Annotated in this window: 21 protein-coding genes; 18 read left to right on the forward strand and 3 right to left on the reverse strand. The window is 67.8% G+C overall.

The features are described from left to right. Positions 1-26: 26 nt before the first annotated feature. Complete coding sequence (locus tag ON45_RS15330) at positions 27-1,739, reverse strand: N-acyl-D-amino-acid deacylase family protein (protein ID WP_040494877.1); 1,713 nt, start codon at positions 1,737-1,739, stop codon at positions 27-29. A 137-nt stretch (positions 1,740-1,876) separates the two neighbouring features. Between ON45_RS15330 and pyrR the strand changes: the two genes are divergently transcribed. From pyrR to ON45_RS15390, 12 genes are all read left to right on the forward strand, one after another. Next, a complete protein-coding gene (pyrR, locus tag ON45_RS15335; protein ID WP_040494878.1) occupies positions 1,877-2,380 on the forward strand; it encodes a bifunctional pyr operon transcriptional regulator/uracil phosphoribosyltransferase PyrR in 504 nt (167 codons plus the stop codon). A gap of 46 nt (positions 2,381-2,426) precedes the next feature. After that, positions 2,427-3,383, forward strand: coding sequence for an aspartate carbamoyltransferase catalytic subunit (locus ON45_RS15340; protein ID WP_040494879.1), 957 nt, complete (start codon positions 2,427-2,429; stop codon positions 3,381-3,383). Beyond that, positions 3,380-4,663: a dihydroorotase gene (locus ON45_RS15345; RefSeq protein WP_040494880.1), complete on the forward strand. Its 1,284-nt coding sequence runs from the start codon at positions 3,380-3,382 to the stop codon at positions 4,661-4,663. Before ON45_RS15340 ends, ON45_RS15345 begins: the two co-directional genes overlap by 4 nt. Beyond that, positions 4,660-5,778 carry a glutamine-hydrolyzing carbamoyl-phosphate synthase small subunit gene (carA, locus tag ON45_RS15350; protein WP_040494881.1) on the forward strand — a complete coding sequence of 373 codons (1,119 nt, stop codon included), beginning with the start codon at positions 4,660-4,662 and terminating at the stop codon, positions 5,776-5,778. The genes ON45_RS15345 and carA overlap by 4 nt, the downstream gene beginning before the upstream one ends. Next, positions 5,778-9,164 carry a carbamoyl-phosphate synthase large subunit gene (gene carB, locus ON45_RS15355; protein WP_040494882.1) on the forward strand — a complete coding sequence of 1,129 codons (3,387 nt, stop codon included), beginning with the start codon at positions 5,778-5,780 and terminating at the stop codon, positions 9,162-9,164. Before carA ends, carB begins: the two co-directional genes overlap by 1 nt. Positions 9,165-9,234: 70 nt before the next feature. Then, positions 9,235-10,176 carry a dihydroorotate dehydrogenase gene (locus ON45_RS15360; RefSeq protein WP_241432221.1) on the forward strand — a complete coding sequence of 314 codons (942 nt, stop codon included), beginning with the start codon at positions 9,235-9,237 and terminating at the stop codon, positions 10,174-10,176. Between the two features lie 4 nt (positions 10,177-10,180). Beyond that, complete coding sequence (mihF, locus tag ON45_RS15365) at positions 10,181-10,489, forward strand: integration host factor, actinobacterial type (protein ID WP_040494883.1); 309 nt, start codon at positions 10,181-10,183, stop codon at positions 10,487-10,489. A 40-nt stretch (positions 10,490-10,529) separates the two neighbouring features. Then, positions 10,530-11,066, forward strand: coding sequence for a guanylate kinase (gene gmk, locus ON45_RS15370; RefSeq protein WP_051063154.1), 537 nt, complete (start codon positions 10,530-10,532; stop codon positions 11,064-11,066). A 51-nt stretch (positions 11,067-11,117) separates the two neighbouring features. Next, complete coding sequence (gene rpoZ, locus ON45_RS15375) at positions 11,118-11,447, forward strand: DNA-directed RNA polymerase subunit omega (protein ID WP_051063155.1); 330 nt, start codon at positions 11,118-11,120, stop codon at positions 11,445-11,447. A gap of 7 nt (positions 11,448-11,454) precedes the next feature. Next, complete coding sequence (gene coaBC, locus ON45_RS15380; RefSeq protein ID WP_040494885.1) at positions 11,455-12,669, forward strand: bifunctional phosphopantothenoylcysteine decarboxylase/phosphopantothenate--cysteine ligase CoaBC; 1,215 nt, start codon at positions 11,455-11,457, stop codon at positions 12,667-12,669. A gap of 3 nt (positions 12,670-12,672) precedes the next feature. Beyond that, positions 12,673-13,863 carry a methionine adenosyltransferase gene (gene metK / locus ON45_RS15385; RefSeq protein ID WP_040494886.1) on the forward strand — a complete coding sequence of 397 codons (1,191 nt, stop codon included), beginning with the start codon at positions 12,673-12,675 and terminating at the stop codon, positions 13,861-13,863. 97 nt (positions 13,864-13,960) lie between these two features. After that, entirely contained in the window at positions 13,961-15,667 is a 1,707-nt protein-coding gene (locus ON45_RS15390; protein WP_148288717.1) for a primosomal protein N' family DNA-binding protein, read from the forward strand. Positions 15,668-15,688: 21 nt separating this feature from the next. Here ON45_RS15390 and ON45_RS15395 read toward each other — a convergent pair whose 3' ends face one another. Further along, positions 15,689-16,483 (reverse strand): alpha/beta fold hydrolase, encoded by a 795-nt coding sequence (locus ON45_RS15395; protein WP_051063156.1) that lies wholly within the window; start codon positions 16,481-16,483, stop codon positions 15,689-15,691. A gap of 70 nt (positions 16,484-16,553) precedes the next feature. On the opposite strand from ON45_RS15395, the gene ON45_RS15400 reads away from it, so the two are divergent. Both ON45_RS15400 and ON45_RS15405 read left to right on the forward strand, forming a co-directional pair. Next, on the forward strand, positions 16,554-18,779 hold the full coding sequence (locus ON45_RS15400; protein ID WP_158412443.1) for an AI-2E family transporter: 2,226 nt from the start codon (positions 16,554-16,556) through the stop codon (positions 18,777-18,779). 54 nt (positions 18,780-18,833) lie between these two features. Next, positions 18,834-20,747, forward strand: coding sequence for a HelD family protein (locus ON45_RS15405; protein WP_040494889.1), 1,914 nt, complete (start codon positions 18,834-18,836; stop codon positions 20,745-20,747). A 6-nt stretch (positions 20,748-20,753) separates the two neighbouring features. Here ON45_RS15405 and ON45_RS15410 read toward each other — a convergent pair whose 3' ends face one another. Next, on the reverse strand, positions 20,754-21,332 hold the full coding sequence (locus ON45_RS15410) for a class I SAM-dependent methyltransferase (protein WP_241432222.1): 579 nt from the start codon (positions 21,330-21,332) through the stop codon (positions 20,754-20,756). Positions 21,333-21,417: 85 nt separating this feature from the next. On the opposite strand from ON45_RS15410, the gene def reads away from it, so the two are divergent. Genes def through ON45_RS15430 form a run of 4 tightly spaced genes read left to right on the forward strand, consistent with a single transcriptional unit; the run spans position 21,418 to position 24,480 of the window. Continuing rightward, complete coding sequence (gene def, locus ON45_RS15415) at positions 21,418-21,966, forward strand: peptide deformylase (RefSeq protein WP_040494890.1); 549 nt, start codon at positions 21,418-21,420, stop codon at positions 21,964-21,966. Beyond that, positions 21,963-22,793 carry a methionyl-tRNA formyltransferase gene (locus ON45_RS15420; RefSeq protein ID WP_051063157.1) on the forward strand — a complete coding sequence of 277 codons (831 nt, stop codon included), beginning with the start codon at positions 21,963-21,965 and terminating at the stop codon, positions 22,791-22,793. The genes def and ON45_RS15420 overlap by 4 nt, the downstream gene beginning before the upstream one ends. Then, a complete protein-coding gene (locus ON45_RS15425; RefSeq protein ID WP_051063158.1) occupies positions 22,790-23,995 on the forward strand; it encodes a transcription antitermination factor NusB in 1,206 nt (401 codons plus the stop codon). The genes ON45_RS15420 and ON45_RS15425 overlap by 4 nt, the downstream gene beginning before the upstream one ends. After that, a complete protein-coding gene (locus tag ON45_RS15430) occupies positions 23,992-24,480 on the forward strand; it encodes a MogA/MoaB family molybdenum cofactor biosynthesis protein (protein ID WP_040494891.1) in 489 nt (162 codons plus the stop codon). The genes ON45_RS15425 and ON45_RS15430 overlap by 4 nt, the downstream gene beginning before the upstream one ends. Positions 24,481-24,502 lie beyond the last annotated feature (22 nt).

Here is a 24,502-nt window from a genome sequence, read left to right on the forward strand (position 1 = left end):
CTGAAACACTTCGCTGGGGGCATTGCTCAGCGGGGTCCGCGGATGAGGCGCCCGGGGAGTTCGCCGGTGAACTCGTCGTGGTCGACCGTCTGCACACCGTCGACGAAGGTGGCCACGTAGCCGTCGGCCTTCTGGACCAGGCGGCGGGCACCTCCGGGCAGGTCGTACGCCATCCGGGGCGGACCGAACGTCAGGCGGTCGTAGTCGATCAGATTGAGGTCGGCGCGCATCCCGGGTGCCACGAGACCGCGGTCGCGGAGCCCGTACAGTTCGGCGGTCTGACGGGTCTGGCGGTGGATCACGTGCTCGAGCGGCAGGGTGGGACCACGACGACGGTCGCGAGTCCAGTGGGTCAGCATGAACGTCGGCGTTCCGCCGTCGCAGATCACCCGGCAGTGTGCGCCGGCGTCGGCGAGACCCATCCGGGTGGAAGGGTGCTGCTGGGCTTCGTACTGGAACGACAGGTCGCCGTAGGCGTAGTTGAAGAACGGCGTGAGGATCATCCCGTGCCCGTCGTGCGCACAGAGCTGGTCGACGATCAGATCGATGGGGTGGGCGCCGGTCCGTTGCGCAACCGCCGCGATCGAGTCGTCGGCGGCGGGTTCGTAGTCGATGTCGCCGTCGTCGACCGCCCACCAGGAATCGAGTTTGTCGAGGACCACCGTCCGGAACAGGCCGCCGTCGTCGGGCTCTGCGCGGAGTGCTTCGCGGAGCTCCGGTTGCTGCAGCGCGCGGACCCGGTCATCGAGTGGCAGTGCCGAGTACGGCCCGTACGCCGGGTGGAAGTCGAGTGGATTGAAACTGCCTTCGAGGCACATCAACAGACCGACCACGCGGCCGGCGACCTGCGCCACGATGTCGAGGCCGTCGGCGCTGGCCTCGTCGAGGAGGCCGAGCACGTCACGCCAGAGATCGGGAGCGCTGTTCGGCTGGTTGAGGTTCACGCTCACGGTGCGCCCGGTCCGTCGCGCGAGTTCGCGCATCCACGGCATCTCGGTCGTGGGGACGTCGACGTGGTCGGGGGCGAACTGGAACACGCCGTGTCCGACGCGGCCGAGGGCGTCGGCGATCCCCATCAGTTCGTCGGCTCCCGCGTGGGTTCCGGGAACGAGTTCACCCGACAGCGATCGGTGGAGTGGAGTGCGCGAGGTGGAGAAGCCGAGCGCTCCGGCGCGCAGACCGGACTCGACGATCGCCGACATGGCCGCGATGTCGTCGGGCGTCGCAGGCTCGTTGTCGGCACCGCGGTCGCCCATCACGTAGCCGCGGACCGGTCCGTGGGCGATCTGGGCGCCGAGGTCGATCGCGTAGTGACGGGCGTCGAGCGCGTCGAGGAATTCCTCGAACGACTCCCAGTCCCACGTGATGCCCTCCGTCATCGCCGAGCCGGGGATGTCCTCGACGCCCTCCATCAGCTCGATCAGCCATTCATGACGATCGGGTGCCGCGGGAGCGAACCCGACTCCGCAGTTCCCCATGACGGCGGTGGTCACCCCGTGCCACGACGACGGCGTGAGATACGGATCCCACGATGCCTGCGCGTCGTAGTGGGTGTGCACATCGACCCAACCCGGGGTCAGGAGGAGGCCGTCGGCGTCGATCTCGCGGCGGGCGGAATCGGCGGTTCCCGGGTCGTCGACGGACGCGATCGTCCCGCCCTCGACCGAGACGTCGCATCGCCGCGCCGGTTCCCCGCTTCCGTCCACCAGTTCGGCGTTGCGGATCACGAGATCGTTCATGGCATCGAGCGTAGACCTCGTGTGCACGTCGGTTCCACGGGCGTCTCTCCACGCCCTTCGTCGAACCCGCTTCGTGCTGCTACGTTGCAGTCCTGACCGTGAAGCGAGTCCCGAGAGGCTCGAACGGAGAGGAAACAATGGCAGACAAGCGGGTCCTGACACCCGACGACGTGCGCCGGGCCACCACCCGGATGGCACACGAGATCATCGAACGCAACCAGGGCCTCGACGGCGTGGTCCTGATCGGGATCCAGACCGGTGGTGTCTGGTTGGCCGACGCACTGGGCAGCGAGATCGCCCGGATCGGCGAGTCGATCCACGTGGGATCGATCGACGCATCGCTCTATCGGGACGACATCGGTCTCCGCCCCGTGAGCCCGGCCGCGGTGAGCGACGTCGGGGGCGATGTGGACGGAGCGACGATCGTGCTCGTCGACGATGTCCTCTTCACCGGCCGCACCGTTCGAGCCGCTCTCGACGCACTCGGCGACTACGGACGCCCGAAGGCGGTCCAGCTCGCGGTCCTGGTCGATCGGGGTCACCGCGAGTTGCCGATCCGGCCGGACTACGTGGGCAAGAACCTTCCCACGAGCGGCGACGAAACCGTCACCGTCACCGTCGACGGCGTGGTCATCTCATGAAGTGTTACGTAACGGGTCAGACCCGTCACGTAGCGGGGGGAGCGCGATGAGTCGGTCGTTGTTGTCGATCGAGGAGCTGGGGACCGCGGGCGTGCAGCGGATCCTCGATCTGGCCGACACGATGGCCGAGGTCAACCGGCGGCCGAACCCGAAGGTGCCGGCGCTGCGCGGCAAGACCGTGTGCAGCGTGTTCTTCGAGGACTCGACGCGGACCCGGTTGAGCTTCGAGACCGCTGCCAAGCGACTCTCTGCGGACACGATGACGTTCGCCGTGTCGCAATCGAGCCTCAACAAGGGCGAGAGCCTGCGGGACACCATCGAGACGATCGCCGCGATGGGTGTGGACGCGTTCGTCATTCGTCACAAGTCGACCGGAGCCCCCTGGCTCGTCGACGGGTGGACCAACGCCGCGGTGATCAACGCCGGCGACGGCTGGCACTCGCATCCCACGCAGGGCCTGCTCGACACCTACACCGTGCGGACTGCACTCAACCGGCCCGACGGCTTCGACGGGCTGCGGGTCGCGATCGTCGGCGACATCAAGCACAGCCGCGTCGCTCGCTCGACCACGGCTGCGTTCACGGCGCTCGGTGCCGACGTGACCTGGGTTGCACCGCGGACGTTGCTCCCACCCGTCGTCCACGAGCACGTCGAGAACGACATCGACGCGGTCCTGGACCGCGACGGTGGCGTCGACGTCCTGTACATGCTGCGGATGCAACAGGAGCGGATGAACGAGGCGCTCGTCCCGAATCTCCGTGAGTACACCGCGCGCTTCGGATTGACACCGGAACGGGCCGCGCGCCTGGCACCGCACACGCTGGTGATGCACCCCGGCCCGATGAACCGGGGGGTGGAGGTCGCGGTCGATCCCGCTGAACTCCCGGGAGCGCTCATCACGCAACAGGTCACCAACGGCATCGCCGTGCGGATGGCCGTTCTGTTCGACCTGCTGTCGGCCGAGTCGCCGGAGCAGTCCCTCACCGAAGGACCCACCACATGAGCCTGCTCATCACCGGAGCGACGCTGCTCGACCAGAACGGCCGGCGTGGCGGCGCCCTGAGGATCGAGGACGGAGCGATCACCGAGGTGGGCGAGAACCTCGAATCGATCGATGGCGATGATCTCATCGACGCATCCGGGCTCGTGGTTTCTCCCGGATTCGTCGACCTGCACACGCACCTGCGCGAGCCGGGCCGCGAGGAGGCCGAGACGATCGAAACGGGTTCCCGCGCGGCGGCCCTGGGTGGATACACGGCGGTCGTGGCGATGCCGAACACCGACCCGACGCAGGACTGCGTGAGCGTCGTGGAGTTCGTCCGTCGCCAGGGGCAGGCAGCAGGACTCTGTGACGTCCACCCGTCGGCGTCGATCACCGTCGGTCGAGCGGGAACACAGCTGACGCCCTTCGCCGAGCTGGCCGCCGCCGGGGTCAAGCTGTTCACCGACGACGGCAACGGGGTCCAGGACCCGCTGCTCATGCGGCGGGCGTTCGAGTACGCGCTGGGCCTCGACGTGACGATGGCGCAGCACTGTGAGGTCGAGCGCCTCACCGGGGGAGCGGTGATGCACGAGGGTGACTGCTGCAGCCATCTCGGGCTTCCCGGATGGCCGTCGCTCGCCGAGGAACTGATGGTGCATCGCGACATCGAGTTGGTGCGCCTCACCGGTGCGCCCGCACACTTCCTCCACCTGTCGACGTCTCGCAGCGTCGAACTCGTGCGAATGGCCAAAGCCGACGGACTCCCGGTCACGGCCGAGGCCACGCCACACCACATCAGCCTCACCGACGAACTGCTCCGGAGCTACAGCGCGATCTACAAGGTCAACCCACCACTGCGCACGATGGACGACGTCGAAGCGGTCCGTGAAGGTCTCCTCGACGGCACGATCGACGCGCTCGCCACCGACCACGCACCGCACGTGTCGGAGTCGAAGGAACAACCGCTCGACCAGGCGCCGCCGGGGATGCTCGGGCTCGAAACCGCCCTTGGGGTGGCGATTGCCCACCTCGACACCGACCTCGCCACGGTCGTCGGAGCGCTGTCGTGGAAGCCTGCCGCGATCGCCGGAATCGGCGACGCCCACGGGCGCCCGATCGAGGCCGGCGAGCCCGCCAACCTCACGGTGTTCGACCCCACCGAGGAGTGGGAGGTCGTCCCTGCCCGGCTCGCCAGCAAGTCCCGCAACACCCCCTATGTCGGCGTCCCGCTGCGCGGGAAAGTGAAGCACACGATCCTGAACGGTGTGCCGACAGTGAAAGATGGAGTCGCCCAGAAATGAATGCGGAAACCGATCCCAGGAAACCGACGGAGGGCCAGCTCGTCCTCGCCGACGGAAGCGTGTTCGAAGGAGATCTGATCGGCGCTCCGGTGCCGATCGCGACCGGTGAAGTCGTCTTCAACACCTCGCTCAGCGGCTATCAGGAGATCATCACCGATCCGAGCTACGCCGGCCAGATCATCACCTTCACGTATCCCCACATCGGCAACTACGGAATCAACGCGACCGACTTCGAGTCGGTCGGCACGTTCTGTCGCGGCGTCGTCGTGCGTGACCTCGCCCGCCGCCACAGCAACTTTCGCGCCCAGGCCGACCTCGGTTCGATGCTCTTTCAGCAGGGTGTGCCGGGCATCGCCGGTGTCGACACGCGGCGGCTCACCCGCCTGGTCCGCGACCACGGCGCGATTCCCGGTGCCTTCGGAGCGGCCGGCTACGACGAACTCGTCGCCGCGGCGCAAGCCGAACCGGGCACCGACGGCGTCGACCTCGTCCACACGGTCACCACGCCGGTCGGCTACTCGGTTCCCGCGGTCGACCCCGACCATCGCCGTCGCATCGTCGCCGTGGACTTCGGCATGAAGCGCAACATCGCACTCAGCCTGGCGAAGTACGGCCACGTCGACGTCGTCCGCGCCGATACCAGTGCCGCCGACATCCTGGCCATGGAGCCCGACGGAGTCTTCCTGTCGAACGGACCCGGTGATCCGGAGATGGCGCCGTACGCCGTCGAGTCGATTCGCGGTCTGCTCGGAACGGTGCCGATCTTCGGGATCTGCCTCGGACATCAGTTGCTCGGGCGAGCGATCGGTGCCGACACGGTCAAACTCCCGTTCGGACACCACGGCGCGAACCACCCCGTGAAGAACCTTGCGACCGAGCGCATCGAGATCACCAGCCAGAACCACAACTTCGCGGTCGATGCGAGCAGCCTCCCCACGAATGCAGAGATGACCCACGTGAACCTGAACGACGGAGTGTGCGAAGGGCTCGCGGTCGCCGACGAGCGCGCCTTCAGCGTGCAGCACCATCCCGAAGCGAACCCCGGACCGCACGACGCGAACTACCTCTTCACACAGTTCGCCGAGTTGATGAACGACTCGCGGGCGGTGCACTGATGCCTCGTCGCACCGATCTCCACTCGATCCTCATCATCGGTTCCGGTCCGATCGTGATCGGCCAGGCCTGCGAGTTCGACTACTCCGGAACCCAGGCGTGTCGCGTCCTCAAGGACGAGGGATTCCGTGTGATCCTCGCCAACTCGAACCCGGCGACGATCATGACCGACCCGGACTTCGCAGACGCGACCTACATCGAGCCGCTCACGTGGGAGGTCGTCTCGGCGATCATCGACAAGGAGCAACCCGACGCGGTGTTGCCCACGCTCGGAGGCCAGACCGGCCTGAACATCGCGATGGAACTCTTCGAGCGCGGCCTCATCGGCGTGCCGGGGACGCCCGAGATGATCGGTGCGAACGCCGAGGCGATCGCCACCGCCGAGGACCGCGAGAAGTTCAAGGACGCGATGACCGAGATCGGACTCGAGTCCTGCCGATCGCAGATCGCCCACACGATGGAGCAGGCACACGAGGCGATGGGCGAGATCGGCCTGCCGATCATGATCCGCCCTGCGTACATCCTCGGCGGCCGGGGCACCGGAATCGCCTCGACCGAAGCCGAGTTCGAGAAGATGGCTGCCGCCGGTCTCGAGGCGAGCCCGATCAGCGAGATCCTCGTCGAGGAGTCGATCGTCGGCTGGAAGGAGTACGAACTCGAGGTGATGCGTGATCACGCCGACAACTGCGTGATCATCTGCGGCATCGAGAACGTCGACCCGATGGGCGTGCACACCGGCGACTCGATCACGGTGGCGCCGATTCAGACGCTCACCGACGTCGAGTACCAGACCATGCGCGATGCGGCGATCGCCTGCATCCGTCGCGTCGGCGTGGAGACCGGAGGATCGAACGTCCAGTTCGCGGTGAACCCGGTCGACGGCCGCCAAGTGGTCATCGAGATGAACCCGCGCGTGTCGCGAAGCTCCGCGCTCGCGTCGAAGGCGACCGGCTTCCCGATCGCCAAGATCGCGGCGAAGCTCGCGATCGGCTACACGCTCGACGAGATCCCCAACGACATCACGGCAACGCAGGATTCATCGACTCCTGCGTCGTTCGAGCCCGTCATCGACTACGTCGTCACCAAGATCCCACGATGGGCGTTCGAGAAGCTTCCGGGTACCTCGGGCGTGCTCGGCACGCAGATGCAGTCGGTCGGCGAGGTGATGTCGATCGGGCGCACGTTCCCCGAGAGCCTGCAGAAGGCGTTGCGTTCGCTGGAGCAGGGTCGGCTGGGCCTGAACTGCGATCCCGGAGAAGAGGAGTACCAGTCGATGACCGACGACGAACTCCTCGTCGCATCGACCATCCCGACGCCGGACCGACTCCTGCAGGTCGCCGATCTGATTCGGCGTGGCGTTCCGATCGAGACGATCCACGAGGCGAACCGGATCGATCTGTGGTTCCTCGATCAGATGTCACTCATCGTCGAGGAACGGGTCGCACTGGCGACGACGGGCATTGCCGGGATGACGAAGCGCAGCTGGAAGCGGGCGAAGCAGCTCGGGTACTCGGACGGTCAGCTGGCGTATCTGTGGAACCGTGACGAGAGTGAGATCCGTGATGCGCGGATCGTGGCCGGAGTACTGCCGACGTACAAGACCGTCGACACCTGCGCCGCCGAGTTCGCCGCCGAGACGCCGTACCACTACTCGACCTACGAGGACGAGAGCGAGGTCCGCGAGTCCGACCGCACGAAGGTCGTCATCCTGGGCTCGGGTCCGAACCGGATCGGACAGGGAATCGAGTTCGACTACTGCTGCGTCCACGCCTCGTTCTCGCTGCGCGATGCCGGGTACGAGACGATCATGGTCAACTGCAATCCGGAGACGGTGTCGACCGATTACGACACGTCCGACAGGTTGTACTTCGAGCCGCTCACCAAGGAGGACGTGCTCAACGTCATCGAGGCGGAGCGGCCGCACAAGGTGATCGTGTCGCTCGGCGGCCAGACGCCGCTGAAATTGGCGGGTGAGATTCCGCTCGACCTCATCGCCGGGACATCTCCGGACTCCATCGACGCCGCCGAGGACCGTGAGCGCTGGAACCAGATCTGCGACGAGCTGCACATTCCCCAGCCACCCGGCGGAACGGCGGTCGACCTCGACCAGGCGCTCGCGATCGCGAACGACGTCGGCTTCCCGGTGCTCGTCCGGCCCAGTTACGTGCTCGGTGGACGCGCGATGCAGATCGTGCACGACGCCGAGCAACTCACCGACGCCATGCGCGAGCTCGCCGGTTTCGGATCGCTGGGGAAGGAAGGCGGTCTGTCGGCCGAACGCCCCGTGCTCGTCGACCGGTTCCTCGGCGATGCCACCGAGGTCGACGTCGACGCGATCCGCGATCACACGGGTGAGATCCTGATCGGCGGTGTGATGGAACACGTCGAGGAGGCCGGCGTGCACTCCGGGGACTCGGCGTGCGCGATTCCGCCCCAGACCCTGCCCCGCTGGGTGGTCGAGGTTCTCGAGTCGTACACCGCGGCGATCGCCAAGCGGCTCGACGTACGTGGCTTGATCAACGTGCAGTTCGCCGTGGCCGGAACCACGGTCTACGTGATCGAGGCCAACCCGCGAGCGAGCCGGACCGTCCCGTTCGTGGCCAAGGCGACGGGCGTCCCGCTGGCGAAGGTCGCGACGCGGGTGATGCTCGGGGCGACACTCGCCGAGCTGCGTGACGAAGGACTTCTGAAGCCCCCCGTCGGCGGGGGTCACCACGGTCTGGGTGGGGGAGTCGACGGACCGCCGCCGCACGTCTCGGTCAAGGAAGCCGTGCTCCCGTTCACCCGCTTCCCCGAGGTCGATTCGGCACTCGGACCGGAAATGCGCTCGACGGGCGAGGTCATGGGAATCGACACGTCGTTCGGCCGAGCGTTCTACAAGGCGGAACTCGCGGCGGGCACGGTGCTCCCCGTGTCCAGCGACGAGGGGATGGTGTTCCTGTCGCTCGCCGATCGGGACAAGCCCGCGGGCCTCGCGGTCGTGATGCGGCTGCGAGCGCTGGGCCTCGGCATCGCAGCGACGGCCGGAACTGCGGCGTACCTGGAACGATTCGATCAGCCGGTCGACCAGATCGTCGCCAAGGTCGGCAACGACGGCGAGCGCTCGGATGGCGAGCTGTCCCTCCCGACCGCGCCCGAGCTGATCGCCGACGACAAGGTCTGCTTCGTCGTGAACACGCCGCGAGGCCGGTCGGCGCGCAAGGACGGCGAGACGATCCGCAAGGCCGCGAACCTCCATCGGGTCAGCTGCGTCACCACGGTCGCCGCCGCGCTCGCCGCGGCTCAGGGCCTCGCCGAGCGCCAGAACGGCACCCCGGTCGTCCGCTCCCTCCAGGAGTACCACCGCCCCGCCGATTGGTCCGCCACACCCCCTTCCGGTGAGATGTGAGCGCAGGCGTCGGTCTCACATCTCACCGCACGGGATCTGCCGCGTCGTCGGTGAGAACGCGGACGACCTGTTGGTCTCACATCTCACCGCACGCCGGGTGGTCGGGGTGCTGATGGAGACCGTGGTCGGGTCGGTGACCTTGCCGGGGCCCGTGATGACGGCGTCGGGAACGGCGGGCTACGGCGACGAACTCGCGCCGTTCATGGACCTGTCGCAACTGGGCGCGGTGGTGACGAAGTCGCTCGCCCCGTACGAATGGGCCGGGAACCCCGCCCCGCGTGTGCACCCGACCGCGCAGGGGATGATGAACGCCGTCGGCCTGCAGGGTCCTGGCGTCGAGTACTGGCTGGCCAACGTGTTGCCCACGCTGCTGGCGACCGGCGCAACGGTGGTCGCATCGATCTGGGGGCGATCGGTGGAGGAGTATCGGCGGGCCGCCGAGATGCTCGCCGTCGCTCCCGCCGGCGTGGTCGCCGTCGAGGTCAACCTGTCGTGTCCGAACCTCGAAGGGCGCGGATCGATCTTCGCCCACGATGTCGAACTCTCGGCCGAGGTCATCGCAGCGACCGAAGCGTGCGGTCGGCCCCGATGGGCGAAGCTCAGCGCGAACACCGATCGGATCATCGACGTCGCCGGAGCCGTTCACGGAGCGGGCGCCGAGGCGGTCACGTGCATCAACACCTTGCTCGGGTTGGCCTACGAGCCCGAGACGTTGCGGCCCGTTCTCGGTGCCGGTGGCGGAGGACTGTCGGGTCGGGCGATCCATCCGGTGGCGGTTCGAGCCGTGCACGACGTCCACGCGGCGCTTCCGGGTCTGCCAATCATCGGGGTCGGGGGAGTGGCGTCCGGGTGGGACGCGGTCGAGATGCTGCTCGCCGGGGCCAGCGCGGTCCAGGTCGGAACCGCCACCTTCGCCGATCCGCACGCTCCCGCCGATGTCCAGCGCGAGTTGGGGAACTGGGCTGCAGAGCGCGGGATCGCACGCGTCTGCGACGTGACTGCACTAACGTGAATCCATGGCAACACCACCACAGTTGACCCCGGAGCAGCGGGCGGCTGCGCTGCAGAAGGCGGCAGAGGCTCGGACCGCCCGAGCAGAGATCAAGGCCCGCCTGAAGATGGGTTCGATGTCGCTCGCCGAGGCGCTCGAGTCCGATGACAACAACGTTGGCAAGCTGAAGGTCGTGTCCATGCTGGAATCGCTTCCCGGCGTGGGCAAGGTCAAGGCCCGCAAGCTGATGGAAGAGATCGGCATCGCTGACAACCGTCGCGTGCAGGGCCTCGGCGCTCAACAGCGCAAGTCGTTGCTCGACGAGCTGCATTGAAGCGACCGGGATCTCAAGCGCCGCGATCCGCTCTGATCGCATGATCATCGTCGTTTCCGGACCCGGAGGGGTCGGAAAGGGCACGATTGTCGATGCCCTGGTTCGCCGCGACCCGCGCCTGTGGTTGAGTCGCTCCTGGACGACGCGTGACCGTCGCCCGTCCGAATCCGAGGACGCCTATGTGTTCACGACCCCGGAGGAGTTCGAACAGCGGATCTCCGATGGTCGATTCCTCGAATGGACCGAGTTCCTCGGCAACTACTACGGCACGCCGACACCCGAAGCGGGCGACGACCGTGACCTCGTGCTCGAGATCGAGGTCGACGGCGCCCAACAGGTCAAGCGGATCGCTCCGGACACGATGCTGATCTTCGTGCTTCCGCCGTCCCGAGCCGAGCAGGAACGTCGGTTGCGCGGCCGTGGCGATCTCGATCACAAGGTGCTCGCACGGCTGAAGAAGGCCGAGGAGGAAGAACCGATCGGCCGCGAGCTCGCCGACCACCTCGTGGTCAACGACGATCTGGAATCGACGATCGACGAGATGCTCGCGATCATCGACGACGCCCGCCAGGGTTGAGGCGGTCGAGACCGTCGGGGACGGCGGCGATGGCGGTACACTCCGTGAACTATGGCGCTGGACCACGACACGATGATCAACCCGCCCATCGAGAGCCTTCTCGACAAGGTCGATTCGAAGTTCACGCTGGTCACGCTCGCGGCCCGGCGGGCCCGCAACATCAACTCGTACTTCAACCAGCTGGGTGACGGCCTCGGAGGCATGATTCCCCCGCAGGTGTCGTCCACGGCGCGCAAGCCGCTGTCGATCGGCTTCCAGGAGATCTCCGAGAAGAAGATCGTCTGGACCGAGGCCCCTGAGCCCGAGCCGGAACTCGAGATCGACCCCGAGGCCGAAGCCCAGGCCGCAGCCGACGCGGCTGCCGCCGAGAGCGACGACTGAGCACACGGTGAACGCCCTCGCGGGCAAGCGCATCGTTCTCGGTGTGACCGGCGGGATCGCCGCGTACAAGGCGATCGAAGTCTCGCGGCGTCTCGTCGATGCCGGTGCCCATGTGGTGCCGATCATGACCGATGCGGCGCAGCAGTTCATCGGCTCGACCACACTCAGCGCGCTCGCGTCCGAGCCGGTCCAGACCGAGCTCTGGGACAACGCCACGACGCCGATCCCGCACACGAAGTTCGGTCAGACCGCAGACCTGATCGTGGTGGCCCCGGCAACCGCGAAGCTCCTGGCCGCGTACCGGATGGGGTACAGCCACGATCTGCTCACGAACACGCTGATCGCGACCCGCGCCCCGGTGATCGTGTGTCCGGCGATGCACACCGAGATGTGGGAACACCCGAGCGTCGTCGACAACATCGACACGCTGCGCGCCCGTGGCGTCCATGTGGTCGAGCCGGAATCGGGTCGACTCGCAGGCGGCGACAGCGGCGCCGGTCGGCTCGCGTCGCCCGCGTCGATCCTTGCAGCCGCCGAGCGGGTGCTGGGACCGAACGACCTCGCCGGAGCCACCGTGGTCGTGTCGGCCGGTGGCACGCGCGAACCGATCGATGCCGTGCGCGTCGTGGCCAATCGCAGCTCCGGCAAACAGGGCTACGCGGTCGCCGAGGAAGCCGCGGCGCGTGGGGCAACGGTGACCCTGATCTCGACCGTCGCGCTCCCGACTCCTCACGGCGTCACGGTGGTTCCCGTCGAGACCGCCGCCGAGATGCAGGCGGCGATCGAGGAACGGTCCGCATCGAGCGATGTGATCGTCATGGCGGCCGCGGTTGCCGACTTCCGCCCCTCGTCGGCGGCGAGCGGCAAGATCAAGAAGCAGGACGGTGTCCCCGAGATCGTGCTCGAACCGACTCCCGACATCCTCGCCGGTCTCGGAGCGAACAAGCCGGCCGGGCAGGTCCTGGTCGGCTTCGCGGCCGAGACGAACGATCTGGTGGCGAACGCCCGGTCCAAGCTCATCCGCAAGAATCTCGACCTGATCGTCGCCAACGACGTCGGGGCCGATCGCGTTGGCTTCGCTCACGACACGAATGCCGTTACGCTGTTGAGGCCCGACGCGAAGCCTGTCGAGATCGACCTCGCCGCCAAGCGAGATGTCGCCCGGGCCGTCATCAACACGATCGTCGAGATCCGAGCATCGACTCAGACAGGAAAAGACTGACCCATGGCCAACTACACGTTCACGTCCGAAAGCGTCACCGAGGGCCATCCCGACAAGATGGCCGACCAGATCTCGGACTCGATCCTCGACGCGATCCTCACCGAGGATCCCGATGCCCGCGTCGCATGCGAGACGATGATCACGACCGGTCTCTGCGTCGTGGCCGGTGAGGTCAGCACGTCGGCATACGTCGAGATCCCGAAGATCGCGCGAGACACGATCAACGGAATCGGCTACGACAACGCCCTCTACGGGTTCGACGGCAACACCTGCGGCGTCATGGTCGCACTCGATCCGCAGAGCCCGGACATCGCACAGGGTGTCGACACGTCCGAAGAGGTCCGCAGCGGCACGTCCGGCGAGGATCAGCTCAACCTGCAGGGTGCAGGCGACCAGGGGATGATGTTCGGGTACGCCTGCAACGACACCGACGTCTTGATGCCGCTGCCGATCAACACCGCCCACCGCCTCGCCGAGCGCCTCGCCGACGTGCGCAAGTCGGGTCAGATCCCGTACCTGCGCCCTGACGCCAAGACCCAGGTCACGTTCGAGTACGACGAGAACGGCAAGCCGGTCTCGCTCAAGGGTGTGCTGATCTCCACGCAGCATCAGGAGGGCATCGATCGCGATTCGGTGATCCGCCCGGACCTGATCGACCAGGTGATCCGTCCGACCATCCCCGAGCAGTTCGCCGACGACGAGTACGAGATCTACATCAACCCGACCGGCAAGTTCGTGCTCGGCGGGCCCTACGCCGATTGCGGTCTCACCGGGCGCAAGATCATCGTCGACACCTACGGCGGCATGGGCCGACACGGTGGCGGCGCCTTCTCGGGCAAGGACCCGTCGAAGGTCGACCGCTCCGCCGCCTACGCCGGCCGCTGGGTCGCGAAGCACGTCGTCGCTTCCGGCGCCGCCGACCGTTGCGAGATCCAGCTCGCCTACGCGATCGGCATGGCACAGCCCATGAGCATTCTCGTCGAGACGTTCGGCACGGCCAAGGAGGACCCGACGAAGATCGAGGCTGCGGTGCGCGCCACGTTCGACCTGCGTCCCGGTGCGATCGTGCGTGACCTCGACCTCAAGCGTCCGATCTACAAGCAGTCCGCGGCGTACGGCCACTTCGGTCGCGAGGAGTTCCCGTGGGAGCAGCTCGGCAAGCTCGACGACCTCAAGGCAGCGCTCGGCGCCTGACCGCCCGAGCAGCGCGCTCGCACGGGTTCGTGTGACCGACTCCGCCGAATCCGTCGCGGTCGGTCGGACAACCTCTGAATCGCGTCGGGTGGCGCGGGTGCTGCCCGACGTCACCGGACTCGACAAGTCCTTCGACTATTCGATTCCGGACGACCTCGTCGACGACGTCGGCGTGGGAACGATCGTGCGCGTCGAACTCCACGGCCGACGTATCGGCGGATGGGTCGTGGACATCGTCGCCGACTCCGAGATCGACGCCGATGCGCTGAAACCGATCGCCAAGGTCACGGGGCACGGACCGTCGGAGGAACTGATCGAACTGGCAGAGTGGGCGCACGTCCGCTGGGCCGCCCGTCGGATCCGGCCGTTCCTCGTCGCCGCGTCGCCGAAGCGAGCGGTCAAAGCCCTTCCCCTCCCGCATCGTCGGGCACAGGCGCCGGCACCGTCGTCGCCCGCGACGACCCAGCTCCTGGAATCGGGTGGAGGGGTACTCCGGTTGCCGCCGCGCAGCGATGTCCTGCCGTCGATCCTGTCGGCGATCGCCGTCGGTCCGACGCTCGTGGTCGTGCCGACGGCGTCGGATGCGGCGCTGCTCGTCTCGCGACTGCGCCGCTCCGGTGCCACCGTGGCCCTGGTCCCCGACGACTTCGCGGCCGCTGCGGGCGGGGTCGATGTCGTGGTCGGCACCCGGTCGGCGGCGTGGATGCCGTGTGCGGGCATGGCCGCGGCCGTCGTGGTCGATGAACATGACGAGGCGCTCCAGGAGGAACGGGCGCCGACGTGGCACGCGCGGGATGTGATCGCCGAACGGTGCTTTCGCGCCGGCGTGCCGGTGGTGTACATCTCACCGGTTCCCACACTCGTCGCCGTCGAGGAACTCGCAGGATCGGACGGTGTGATCCATCCTCCGGCGGAGCGTGAGCGCGCCCACTGGCCGCACGTCGAGGTGGTCGATCGGAGTGACGACGAGCCGTGGAAGAAGTCCCTCGTCACCTCGGAGCTGATCGAACGGATCCGCGACCCGCTGCAACGGGTGCTCTGCATCAGCAACACGACCGGGCGGGCGCGGGTGCTCGCGTGCCGCACGTGCCGAGCGCTCGTGCGCTGTGAGAACTGCGACGCGGCCGTCGGTCTCGCGGACGACCGTGGGCTCGCCTGCGCCCGATGCGGTGTCGACCGTCCGCCGGTGTGCCAGGAATGTGGCGGCGGGACGTTCGCGAACCTGCGCCCTGGTGTGACCCGACTCGGGGAGGAGTTGGAGGCGGCTGCGAACCGCGAGGTCGTCGTCGTGACCGGCAAGGACGCCGACCCACCGCCGCGCTCCGATGTCTACGTCGGCACCGAGGCGGCGCTGTACCGCGTGGAGCCCGTCGATGTGGTCGCGTTTCTCGAGTTCGATTCCGAGATGTTGGCGCCTCGCTTCCGGGCGTCCGAGCAGGCTCTGGCGTTGCTCGTGCGCGCCGGTCGACTCGCTCCCACCGTGATGATCCAGACGTTCAACCCGGACCACGAAGTCGTCCGCGCCGCGGTTGCAGCCGACCCGGAGATCGTGCTCGGCGAGGAGCGCGAGCGTCGCGAAATGCTCGGCCTACCGCCGTTCGGCGCGCTTGCGTCGATCACCGGTGCCTACAGCGACGAGGTGGTCGCGGAACTCGACCGTGAGGCCATTCAGGTCGGACGGACCGGTGTCGATCGGTATCTCGTGCGGGCCGAGGACTGGACGACACTCGGACGGGCGATCAACGAGACGGTTCGTCCGTCGGGGTCCCGCGTGCGGGTCGCCGTGGACCCACCACGCGTCTGAACGCCGGTTGTCGTCGGCGCGTCAGGCGGGATGACTCGAGCGTGCCGACACGAAATCGGCGACGAGCTGGGTCCACGTCGAGAGTTCGGCGGCGCTGGAGGCGATGTGCACGTCGGCAGATGGGATCAGACGGCCGAGTTCGTCGGCGGTGGAGACCGGATGGACGGGGTCGCCGGTCCAGGCGAGAACGAGCGTGGGACACGCGATCGACTCGATGTCGTCACGGGACGGGAGCTGGGCCCGGGCGGCACCGCGCATCGCGCGCGCGAGCCGGTCCGGATCCCAGCTTCGGAGTCCGGCAGCGCGCTGCTCGCGGTACTCGAGATCGCCGACGAAGGGATCGGGTGGAGCGACGTTCGCGCCGGCGGCGATCAGCGTCTCGATGCCGCGCGACTCGATGACCTCGGCCCCGACCTCGTAGGTGCCCGCCTGTTCCGCACGGGTTTCCCAACCGGTCGGCGGGATCACGAGCACCAGACCGCGAACTCGATCGGGGGCGAGCACCGCTGCGTGCAGCGCGGTGGCGGCACCCATCGATGCTCCCGCAGCGATGTATCGGTGGATGTCCATCCCGGTCGCCAGCTCGAGTTGGTCGCGGGCGAGCTCGTCCCAGCGGTAGCCGTCGAGATTCGTCGTCGACTCGGACACGCCGTGGCCGCGGGCGTCGTAGCGGACGACCCGCGCCGGAACCTCGGTCCAGTCGATGAGCGTTCGCCGATCCTCCAGCAGGCGACTCTGCGTGAGCCCGTGACCCCAGACCAGATCGAGACCCGTTCCGATGCGTTCGACGTCGATCTCGGCTCCTCTGACGATCATGGTCCGCAGCCTCGCACGTCATCGCTCGGAGAAGCGGTTCGGATCCGGTTCGACGTGGAATGATCGGGCCATGACCGACGGATCGGACGGAGTGGATCCGTTGTCGAGCGAGCGACCGGTCTACGAGGTCGACGTCCCGGTCACCGCGCTGCTGAAACTCGCGGGTGTCCTCGTCGTCAGCTTTCTGCTCCTCGCCGGTCTCTCGCGCGCGCAGCAGCTCGTCGGGATCGCCATCGCCGCCGCAGTCGTTGCCGCGGTGATCGGACCGGCGATCCGGGCCGGCGCGCAGCTGATCGGGGGAATTGCGTCCACGATCGTCGTCCACGTGATCCTGCTGCTGGTGGTCGCCGGCTCCACGGTTCTCGTCGTGCAGTCGATCCGGGCGGAGTCGACGGCCCTCGAGGACTACACCGCGGTGCAGTTGGAGCGTCTCGACGAGGATGGCGGACCGACGTTTCTCACGCGCACCCGACTCGACGAACGCATCGGCGACACCGTCACAGGATGGGGCGTGGGAGCGGTGGTCGGCGATGACGACGCGACCGGCATCGCGACCCGGATGTCGGAACTGGTCCTCCTCGTGGTGTTCAGCGCGTTCTTCTCGGTCCAGGGCGGGGCGCTGCTCACCATGGCCCTCGGATGGATCGATGATCGCGATCGGCGTCGCGTCCTTCGCGAGATCTGGCAAGAGGGTGTCGAGCGTGGAGCATCGTTCACCCGACGGGCCGGATTCGTCGCCGTCGTCAGCGGGCTCGGAGCGAGCGCGGTCGCGCTCGCCTTCGGGCTCCCCGCCGCGCTGCTGATCGGGGTGGCCGCCGGACTGCTCTCGATCGTCCCGCTGCTCGGCCCGGTGGTGGGCTGGCTGCCGTTGGTGGTGATCGCCGCCGTGGATCGAGAACCGCGAGAGGTCGCCGCCGTGGCCGTTGTCGCCGTCGCAGGTGTCATCGCGGTGGGGCTGCTGCGAGCTCGGGTTCTCGGCCACGGCTTCTCGCCGGGTCTGCTGCTGGTGGCGCTCGGGCTCGCAGCGGGACTGAGCGCCGGGGGACTCCCGGGTGCGATGTGTGGCATGTTCCTGGCGGTGTTCGCAGCGAGTGCGCTCGGTCACGACTGGACGGTGGAACGCATCGCCGGGATGCGTGGGGTGACCGCTCCGTTGGCGCACACATCCGAGTTCGTCCGGACCGCGGAGTCCGACGAGGCCGACACCGACTTTGCCCCGCTCGATGCCCCCGTGAACGACCGACGTCTGCTGCTCCAGCCGACCAACCGCACCCTCTGGCGGATCACGGGCATCGTGCTCGCAGCGTTCTCGCTGCAGCTGTCGATCACGCGCATCGGACCGACGATCATCTGGGCCGTGGTCGGCATCCTGATCGCGATCGGACTCGATCGGCCGGTGTCGTGGCTCGAGCGACGGTGGGGGATCCGGCGATCGCTGACGGTGGCGCTCGGTGCGTTGCTGGTGGTGGGAGCCCTGGCCGGTCTCGCGTTCTCGGCGTCGGAGTCGTTGGGAGGCTCGTCGAAGCTCGACACCGATCTGGCCGCCATCCAGGCATCGTTCGAGGACCTGCCGCTGATCGGCGACCGCATCGCGGATCTCGACCTCAGCGAACGGATCGACGAGTTCGAGCGTGACGTCCCCAATCTGATGTCGAGCACGAACGTGAGCGAACGAGTCGCACCACTGGTCGGAGGAGGGCTCGTCGGCGGATTCTGGATCCTCGTCGTGGCGATGGCCTGCCTGATCGACGGCCCGAAACTGGTGGTCGCGATCGATCGTCGCGTTCCCGCACGGCTCCGCCGTCAGACCGAGCGTCTGGCACGGGCGGGCCACTCGGCACTGTCGGGGTACGTTGCCGGCTCGGCCACCGTGGCCGCACTGAACGGTTTCATCGTGGCGAGCATGGGCTTCGCGGTCGGCGTCCCCGCTCCCGCGGTGCTCGGGATCTGGGCGTTCAGCTGGAACTTCGTCCCACAGATCGGTGCGATCATCGGGTGGGTGCCGATGCTGGTGTTGGCGTTCCTCGTCAGTCCGCTCGCCGGAGTCGTCTGCCTCGGGCTCTTCGTCGGCTACCAGTTGGTCGAGAACAATCTGATCCAACCGGCGATCGTGGGTCATGCGGTCGACATCACGCCGTTGGCCGCGCTCACTGCGGCACTGGTCGGAGTCGCGGTCGCGGGCCTCGTCGGCGCCGTCCTCGCGATTCCCGCGGCAGGTGTGGTCAGAGCGGTCTACAACGAATGGCGCCGCGAGGACTTTCCGGCGATCCGCCCGCCGGTCGTCGACAGCGGTTGATCGCCGCGCGTCACTGCGGGGTGCCCCGGTCGCGTCGATAGCCTCGCACGTCCCGTGAACGCCGACCTCTTCCCCGATCTCGCCGACGAGCGTGCGCAGTTGTCGTTCGCGCGCGCGTCGCGAGACCGGATGATCGAGCGCCTCGACGCGGTCGACCCGGAGGGTGCCGCCGACGAGATCACCAAGGACTACATCGAGGTCACGGTCGCGGAGGCGCTCGAGGATCTACGGGGGCCCGGAGCGGGAGACTTCTTCGGCCGCATCGACGATGACGACGGCTCGTGGTACGTCGGTCGCCGCCACATCGAGGACGAGTCACACGACCCGGTCGTGGTCGACTGGCGCGCGCCGATCGCGGCGCCGTTCTACCGTGCGACCGCTGTCGATCCGCTCGGCGTGGCCTTCCGTCGTCGGTTCACGCTCGACGAGGGAGAGCTCGTCGCGTACCTCGACGAGGATCTCGACGACCCGGAGGCCGGGGGAACGGCCGCCGGGATCCCCGATCCGGTGCTCGCCGAGATCGGAGCGGAGCGCAGCGGTGAGATGCGCGAGATCGTGGCGACGATCCAGGGCGAACAGGACGTCGTGATCCGCTCGGACATCGATCAGGTGTTGATCGTCCAGGGTGGACCCGGTACCGGTAAGACGGCGGTGGCGTTGCACCGTGCCGCGTACCTGCTGTTCGAGCACCGCGGCCGGCTCGCCCGGGACGGTGTGCTCGTCGTCGGACCGAACCGGGCCTTTCTCGACTACATCGGCAATGTGTTGCCGTCGCTCGGCGAACGCACGGTCCGCCAGTCGACGGTCGACGAACTCTGCATCCCGAAGGTGGATGTCACGACGACCGACGATGCAGAAACGGCGCGCTGGAAGGGATCATCGGAGCGGCTCGAGCACCTCGAACGGGCGGCGTTGAGAGCGATCAGTCCGCCCGGTGAGGACGTCGTCGTTCCGATCGGCGTCCGCAAGCACGTGATCCCCGCTGCGGAGTTCGCCGAGTGGATCGACACGGCGAAGAACGGTTCCACGCCGATCAACGAGCGGCGCACACGCCTCGTGGCGATCGCGAGGCGCGAACTCACCCGTCGCTCGGGCGATGACAGCTGTTGGCGGCACGCGGGGCCGCTGAAGACGGCGATCAACAAGGCGTGGCCGACGCAGAAACCGATCAAGCTGGTGGACGGGCTCCTGCCCGGCCCTCGCGGCAAGCGTCGTGCGTGGACGGTCGGCGACCAACTGCTCGTCGATGAAGCGAACTCGTTGCTCAACGGCTCACCGTTCACCTATGGCCACGTCGTCGTCGACGAGGCGCAGGACCACTCCGATGTCGCGCTGCGCGTCATCGGTCGCCGGAGCCCTGCCGGATCGATGACGCTCCTCGGCGACGTCGCCCAATCGACCGCACCGGCGGGTCAGGAGCGATGGGCGGACGTGTTCGCGCACCTGTCGCCGACCGGCACCAGCGGCACGATCGCCGACTTGACGATCGGCTACCGCGTTCCCGAGGCGATCCTCACCATGGCGAACCGGTTGCTCCCACTCACCGAGGTGGACGCGACCGAGAGTCGCAGCGTGCGTGTGGGTGGGGTCCCACCGACGTGGAATCACGGTGCGACCGACGACCTTCCGTGGCGGGTCGCCACGACGGTGCAGGAGACGAAGCGGCTCCATCGACTCACCGGACTCGTCGCGCCGCTCGCACTGCACGAAGCGATTGCGACGGCGCTGGCGGAGGTCGACCTGAGTGCCGTCGACCACGTCCACGAACTGGGCCCGACCGAGGTTCCGCTCTTCGAACCGCACGCTGCGAAGGGTCTCGAGTTCGACGGAGTCGTCGTCGCGAACCCCCACGACATCCTCGGCGACTCCGCCCTCGGCGCACGTCTGCTCTACGTCGCCATGACCCGAGCGGTCCAACGCCTCGCCTTCGTCACCGACGCCGCGGTCCCCGCAGTCCTCACCGCCTGAACATCTTCACGCAGTCGTGCCGGAGGTGGGACGGACGGCGAGGAGGCGAAAGCCCGATTTCGACGCGACGCGTTCGGTGGTGTGACCTTCGGAGGTGAGCCAGCGCTGGAGCGAATCGGCGCCCAGATGCTTCTGGACGACGAGCGTCGCCGTTCCCTCGGCGTCGAGGCGGCCGAGCCAGGTCAGCAGGAGCTCGCGGAGTGCGAGCTTGCCGATCCGGATCGGCGGGTTCGACCAGATGGTCGAGAAACGAATCTCGTCGGGCACGTCCTCGGGCGCGGCGACGCGAATGTTGTCGAGATGGTTACGGGCCGCGTTGCGTCGGCACAACTCCCGTGCTCGTGTGTTCACGTCGACCGCCCACACGGTCGCATCGGGGGACCGTCGGCCCATCGTGAGCGCCATCGCTCCCGATCCGGCTCCGAGGTCGAGGAGGTTTCCCTTCGAGGCGAGCGGTACCTCGGAGCGCAGGAGCAGCGACGTTCCCGCGTCGACGTGGCCGCGGCTGAACACTCCGGTGTCGGTCTCCATCGTGAACGCGGTGTCGGGAAGTGTGACGTCGACGACGACGGGGTCCGATGGCACCGTCGGGTCCTCGAAATACTGGGACCCACCTGTGTGACCGGTAGGGGGCATGGGCTTGGGCGTCATCTCCCGTAGCCTGGCACCAATGTCGTACAAGATCAGGACATACGGCGATCCGGTGCTCAAGAGTCAGGCCGCGAAGGTCACCGACGTCAACGGCAAGATCATCCGCCTGGTGGACGACATGTTCGACACGCTCGTCGAGACCGGCAACGGTCTTGCCCTGGCGGCGCCGCAGATCGGTATCCAGAAGCAGGTCGTCGTCTGGGACCTCGGCGACGAACCGCTCGCGATCGTCAACCCCGAGATCATCGAAGGCGATGGTGAATGGGTGTTCGACGAGGGCTGCCTGTCGATTCCCGGTCTGTATGTCGAGATGGTTCGCCCGAAGCAGGTGCTGGTCCGGGGCGTCAGCCTCGACGGCGAGGTCATCGAAATCGAGGCCGACGAACTCGAGGCGCGCATGTTCCAGCACGAGATCGATCACCTCAACGGCGTGCTGATGTTCGACCGGCTCGAAGGAGATCAGCGCAAGGAAGCGCTCGCCGAGTACCGCCGGATCGAAGAACAGACCGCAGCCGAAGCGGAGGCCGCCGCGCGCGGTGGGATTCGGCGTCGACTGCGCCTTTCATGAAGCTCGTCTTCCTCGGGACCCCCGAGATGGCGGTGGCCCCGCTGGTGGCGCTCGTCGACGCCGGACACGACATCGTGCGTGTGGTCACCCGGGTGGACAAGAAGCGTGGGCGCGGTGGCGCCCTCTCGCCGAGTCCGGTGAAGGCTGCGGCCGTCGAACTCGGGCTGCCCGTCTCCCACGATCCCGACGACGTCCTCGACGCCGTGGCCGACGGAGCCGAACTCGGCGTGGTGGTGGCATACGGGCGGATCATCAAGCCGCACCTGCTCGATGCCGTCCCCATGGTCAACCTGCACTACTCGTTGTTGCCGCGCTGGCGTGGGGCGGCGCCCGTCGAGCGGGCGATCCTCTCGGGTGACGACGAGACCGGCGTCGGGGTGATGCGGCTCGAGGAAGGACTCGACACCGGTGGCCTGTACGCAGAAGAGCGGGTGCCGATCGGCGGCGACACGACGGCCGACGAACTCCGTGCGACATTGAGCGACGTCGGCTGCCGGCTGCTCGTCGACGTGCTCGCACAGCCGCTCGCGTCATGGATCGACGACGCCATCCCGCAAACGGGCGAGACGACCTATGCGTCGAAGCTCGACAAGGCGGAGTTCGAACTCGACTGGAAGCGTCCTGCGGTCGAGAACCACCGGCTGATCCGAGTCGGCGGAGCGTGGACGACCTTCCGCGAGAAGCGGTTGAAGATCCTCGCTGCTGACCTCGTCGACGGCACGGTCGTCCCGACCATGGTGCAGCCCGAAGGCAAGGGTCCGATGGCGTTCGACGCGTGGCGCAACGGTGCGCAGCCGCTCCCCGATGAACTGTTCGGCGACCGATGAACCGCAAGGAACGCCGTGCCGCGCTCCAGGGCGGTCCGAAGACGGACACGGGCACGACGACGCCGAAGCCGACATCTCGTTCTGCTGCACGGCGGATGGCCCGTGGCGTCGCGCTCGACGTGCTGCGACGCATCGAGAACGACGGGGCGTACGCCAACCTCGTTCTCGGGCCGATGCTGGCCGACTCCGATCTGTCCGAGCAGGATCGCAAGTTCGCAACCGAACTGGTCTACGGCTCCACTCGCATGCGGCGGGCCTGTGACGCGATCATCGATCGGTACGCCAGTCAGCCACCGGACGAGCAGACCCGCTCGATCCTCCGGCTCGGCACCTACCAGCTCGCGTTCGCCGGGGTCCCGGCGCACGCAGCGGTCAGCGCGACGGTCGACCTAGCGCCGACCAAGACCCGTGGCTTCGTCAACGCCGTGCTCCGCCGCGTCGCCGAGATGGACATCGACGAGATGGTCTGGCCGTCCGAGGCAGCGCGTCTGAGCTATCCGGAGTGGATCGCCGACGCTCTCACCGCGGACCTCGGAGACGGCGCGGGCGAGGCGATGGAGCGAATGAACCAGGCGCCGACCGTCACCGAGCGCCCCGACGGCTACGTCCAGGACTTCTCGTCGCTCTGGGTCGCGTACGCCGTCGAAGCGCGAGCGGGTGAGCGGGTGCTCGACGTGTGCTCGGCCCCGGGCGGCAAGGCCACGGCGATGGCCGGCTCGGGTGCCACCGTGATTGCCGCCGACCGTCAGGATCACCGAGCTGCCCTCGTCCACGACAACGTGCAACGGCTGGAGCTGTCGTTGCCAGTTCTTGTCGCGGATGGGACACGGCCTCCGTTCGCTCCCGCCACGTTCGACGCCGTGTTGCTCGACGCCCCCTGTTCCGGCCTCGGAGCGCTCCGGCGCCGCGCCGACGCCCGTTGGCGAATCGAACCGAACGACGTCCGCGAGCTCGCACGGTTGCAGGCGCAGCTGCTCACATCGGCCGCGTCGCTGGTCCGGCCCGGAGGCCGTCTCGTGTACAGCGTGTGCACGCTGCTCGACGCCGAATCGGTCGACCATCCGACGCCCGACGGGTTCGAGGTCGACGACGCCGAACCACCGGCTGGTCGATGGCGGCGGCACCGTCAAGGCTGGAGAGTGCTGCCACAAGATGCCGACACCGACGGCATGGTGATGATTCGCTACCGTCGCACGACATGAGCGACGAACGCGAACATCGGCTCGAAGCGAAGGTGCTCACGTGCTCCGACGGAGTGGTGCACGGAACGCGCGAGGACAAGAGTGGTCGGGCGCTGGCCGATTTCCTGGCCGCCAACGGGTTCGACGTCGTCGAGCGCCGGGTGACCGCCGACGGTGCCGACAACGTGGCCCTGGCGCTCTCCGAGATGACCAATGGGTTCGCCGGGCTGATCGCCTCGACCGGCGGAACGGGCTTCGCTCCTCGCGATCAGACGCCCGAGGGCACCCGATCGGTGATCGAGCGGGAAGCTCCCGGACTCGCCGAGGCGATGCGGCTGTGCAATCCGCTCGGACGGTTGTCCCGCGGTGTCGCCGGCATTCGTGGGAACGCGATCATCGTGAACGCGCCGGGGAGCACGAAGGGTTGCGTCGAGCAGCTGGAAGCGGTCATCGACGTGCTGCCCCACGCCCTGCGTCTGCTCCACGACACCGACGCCAGCCACTGACGGCAGCGATCCGCAATCGGCC

Origin of the sequence: Ilumatobacter nonamiensis YM16-303, from assembly GCF_000350145.1 — a bacterium.
Lineage (GTDB): Bacteria > Actinomycetota > Acidimicrobiia > Acidimicrobiales > Ilumatobacteraceae > Ilumatobacter_A > Ilumatobacter_A nonamiensis.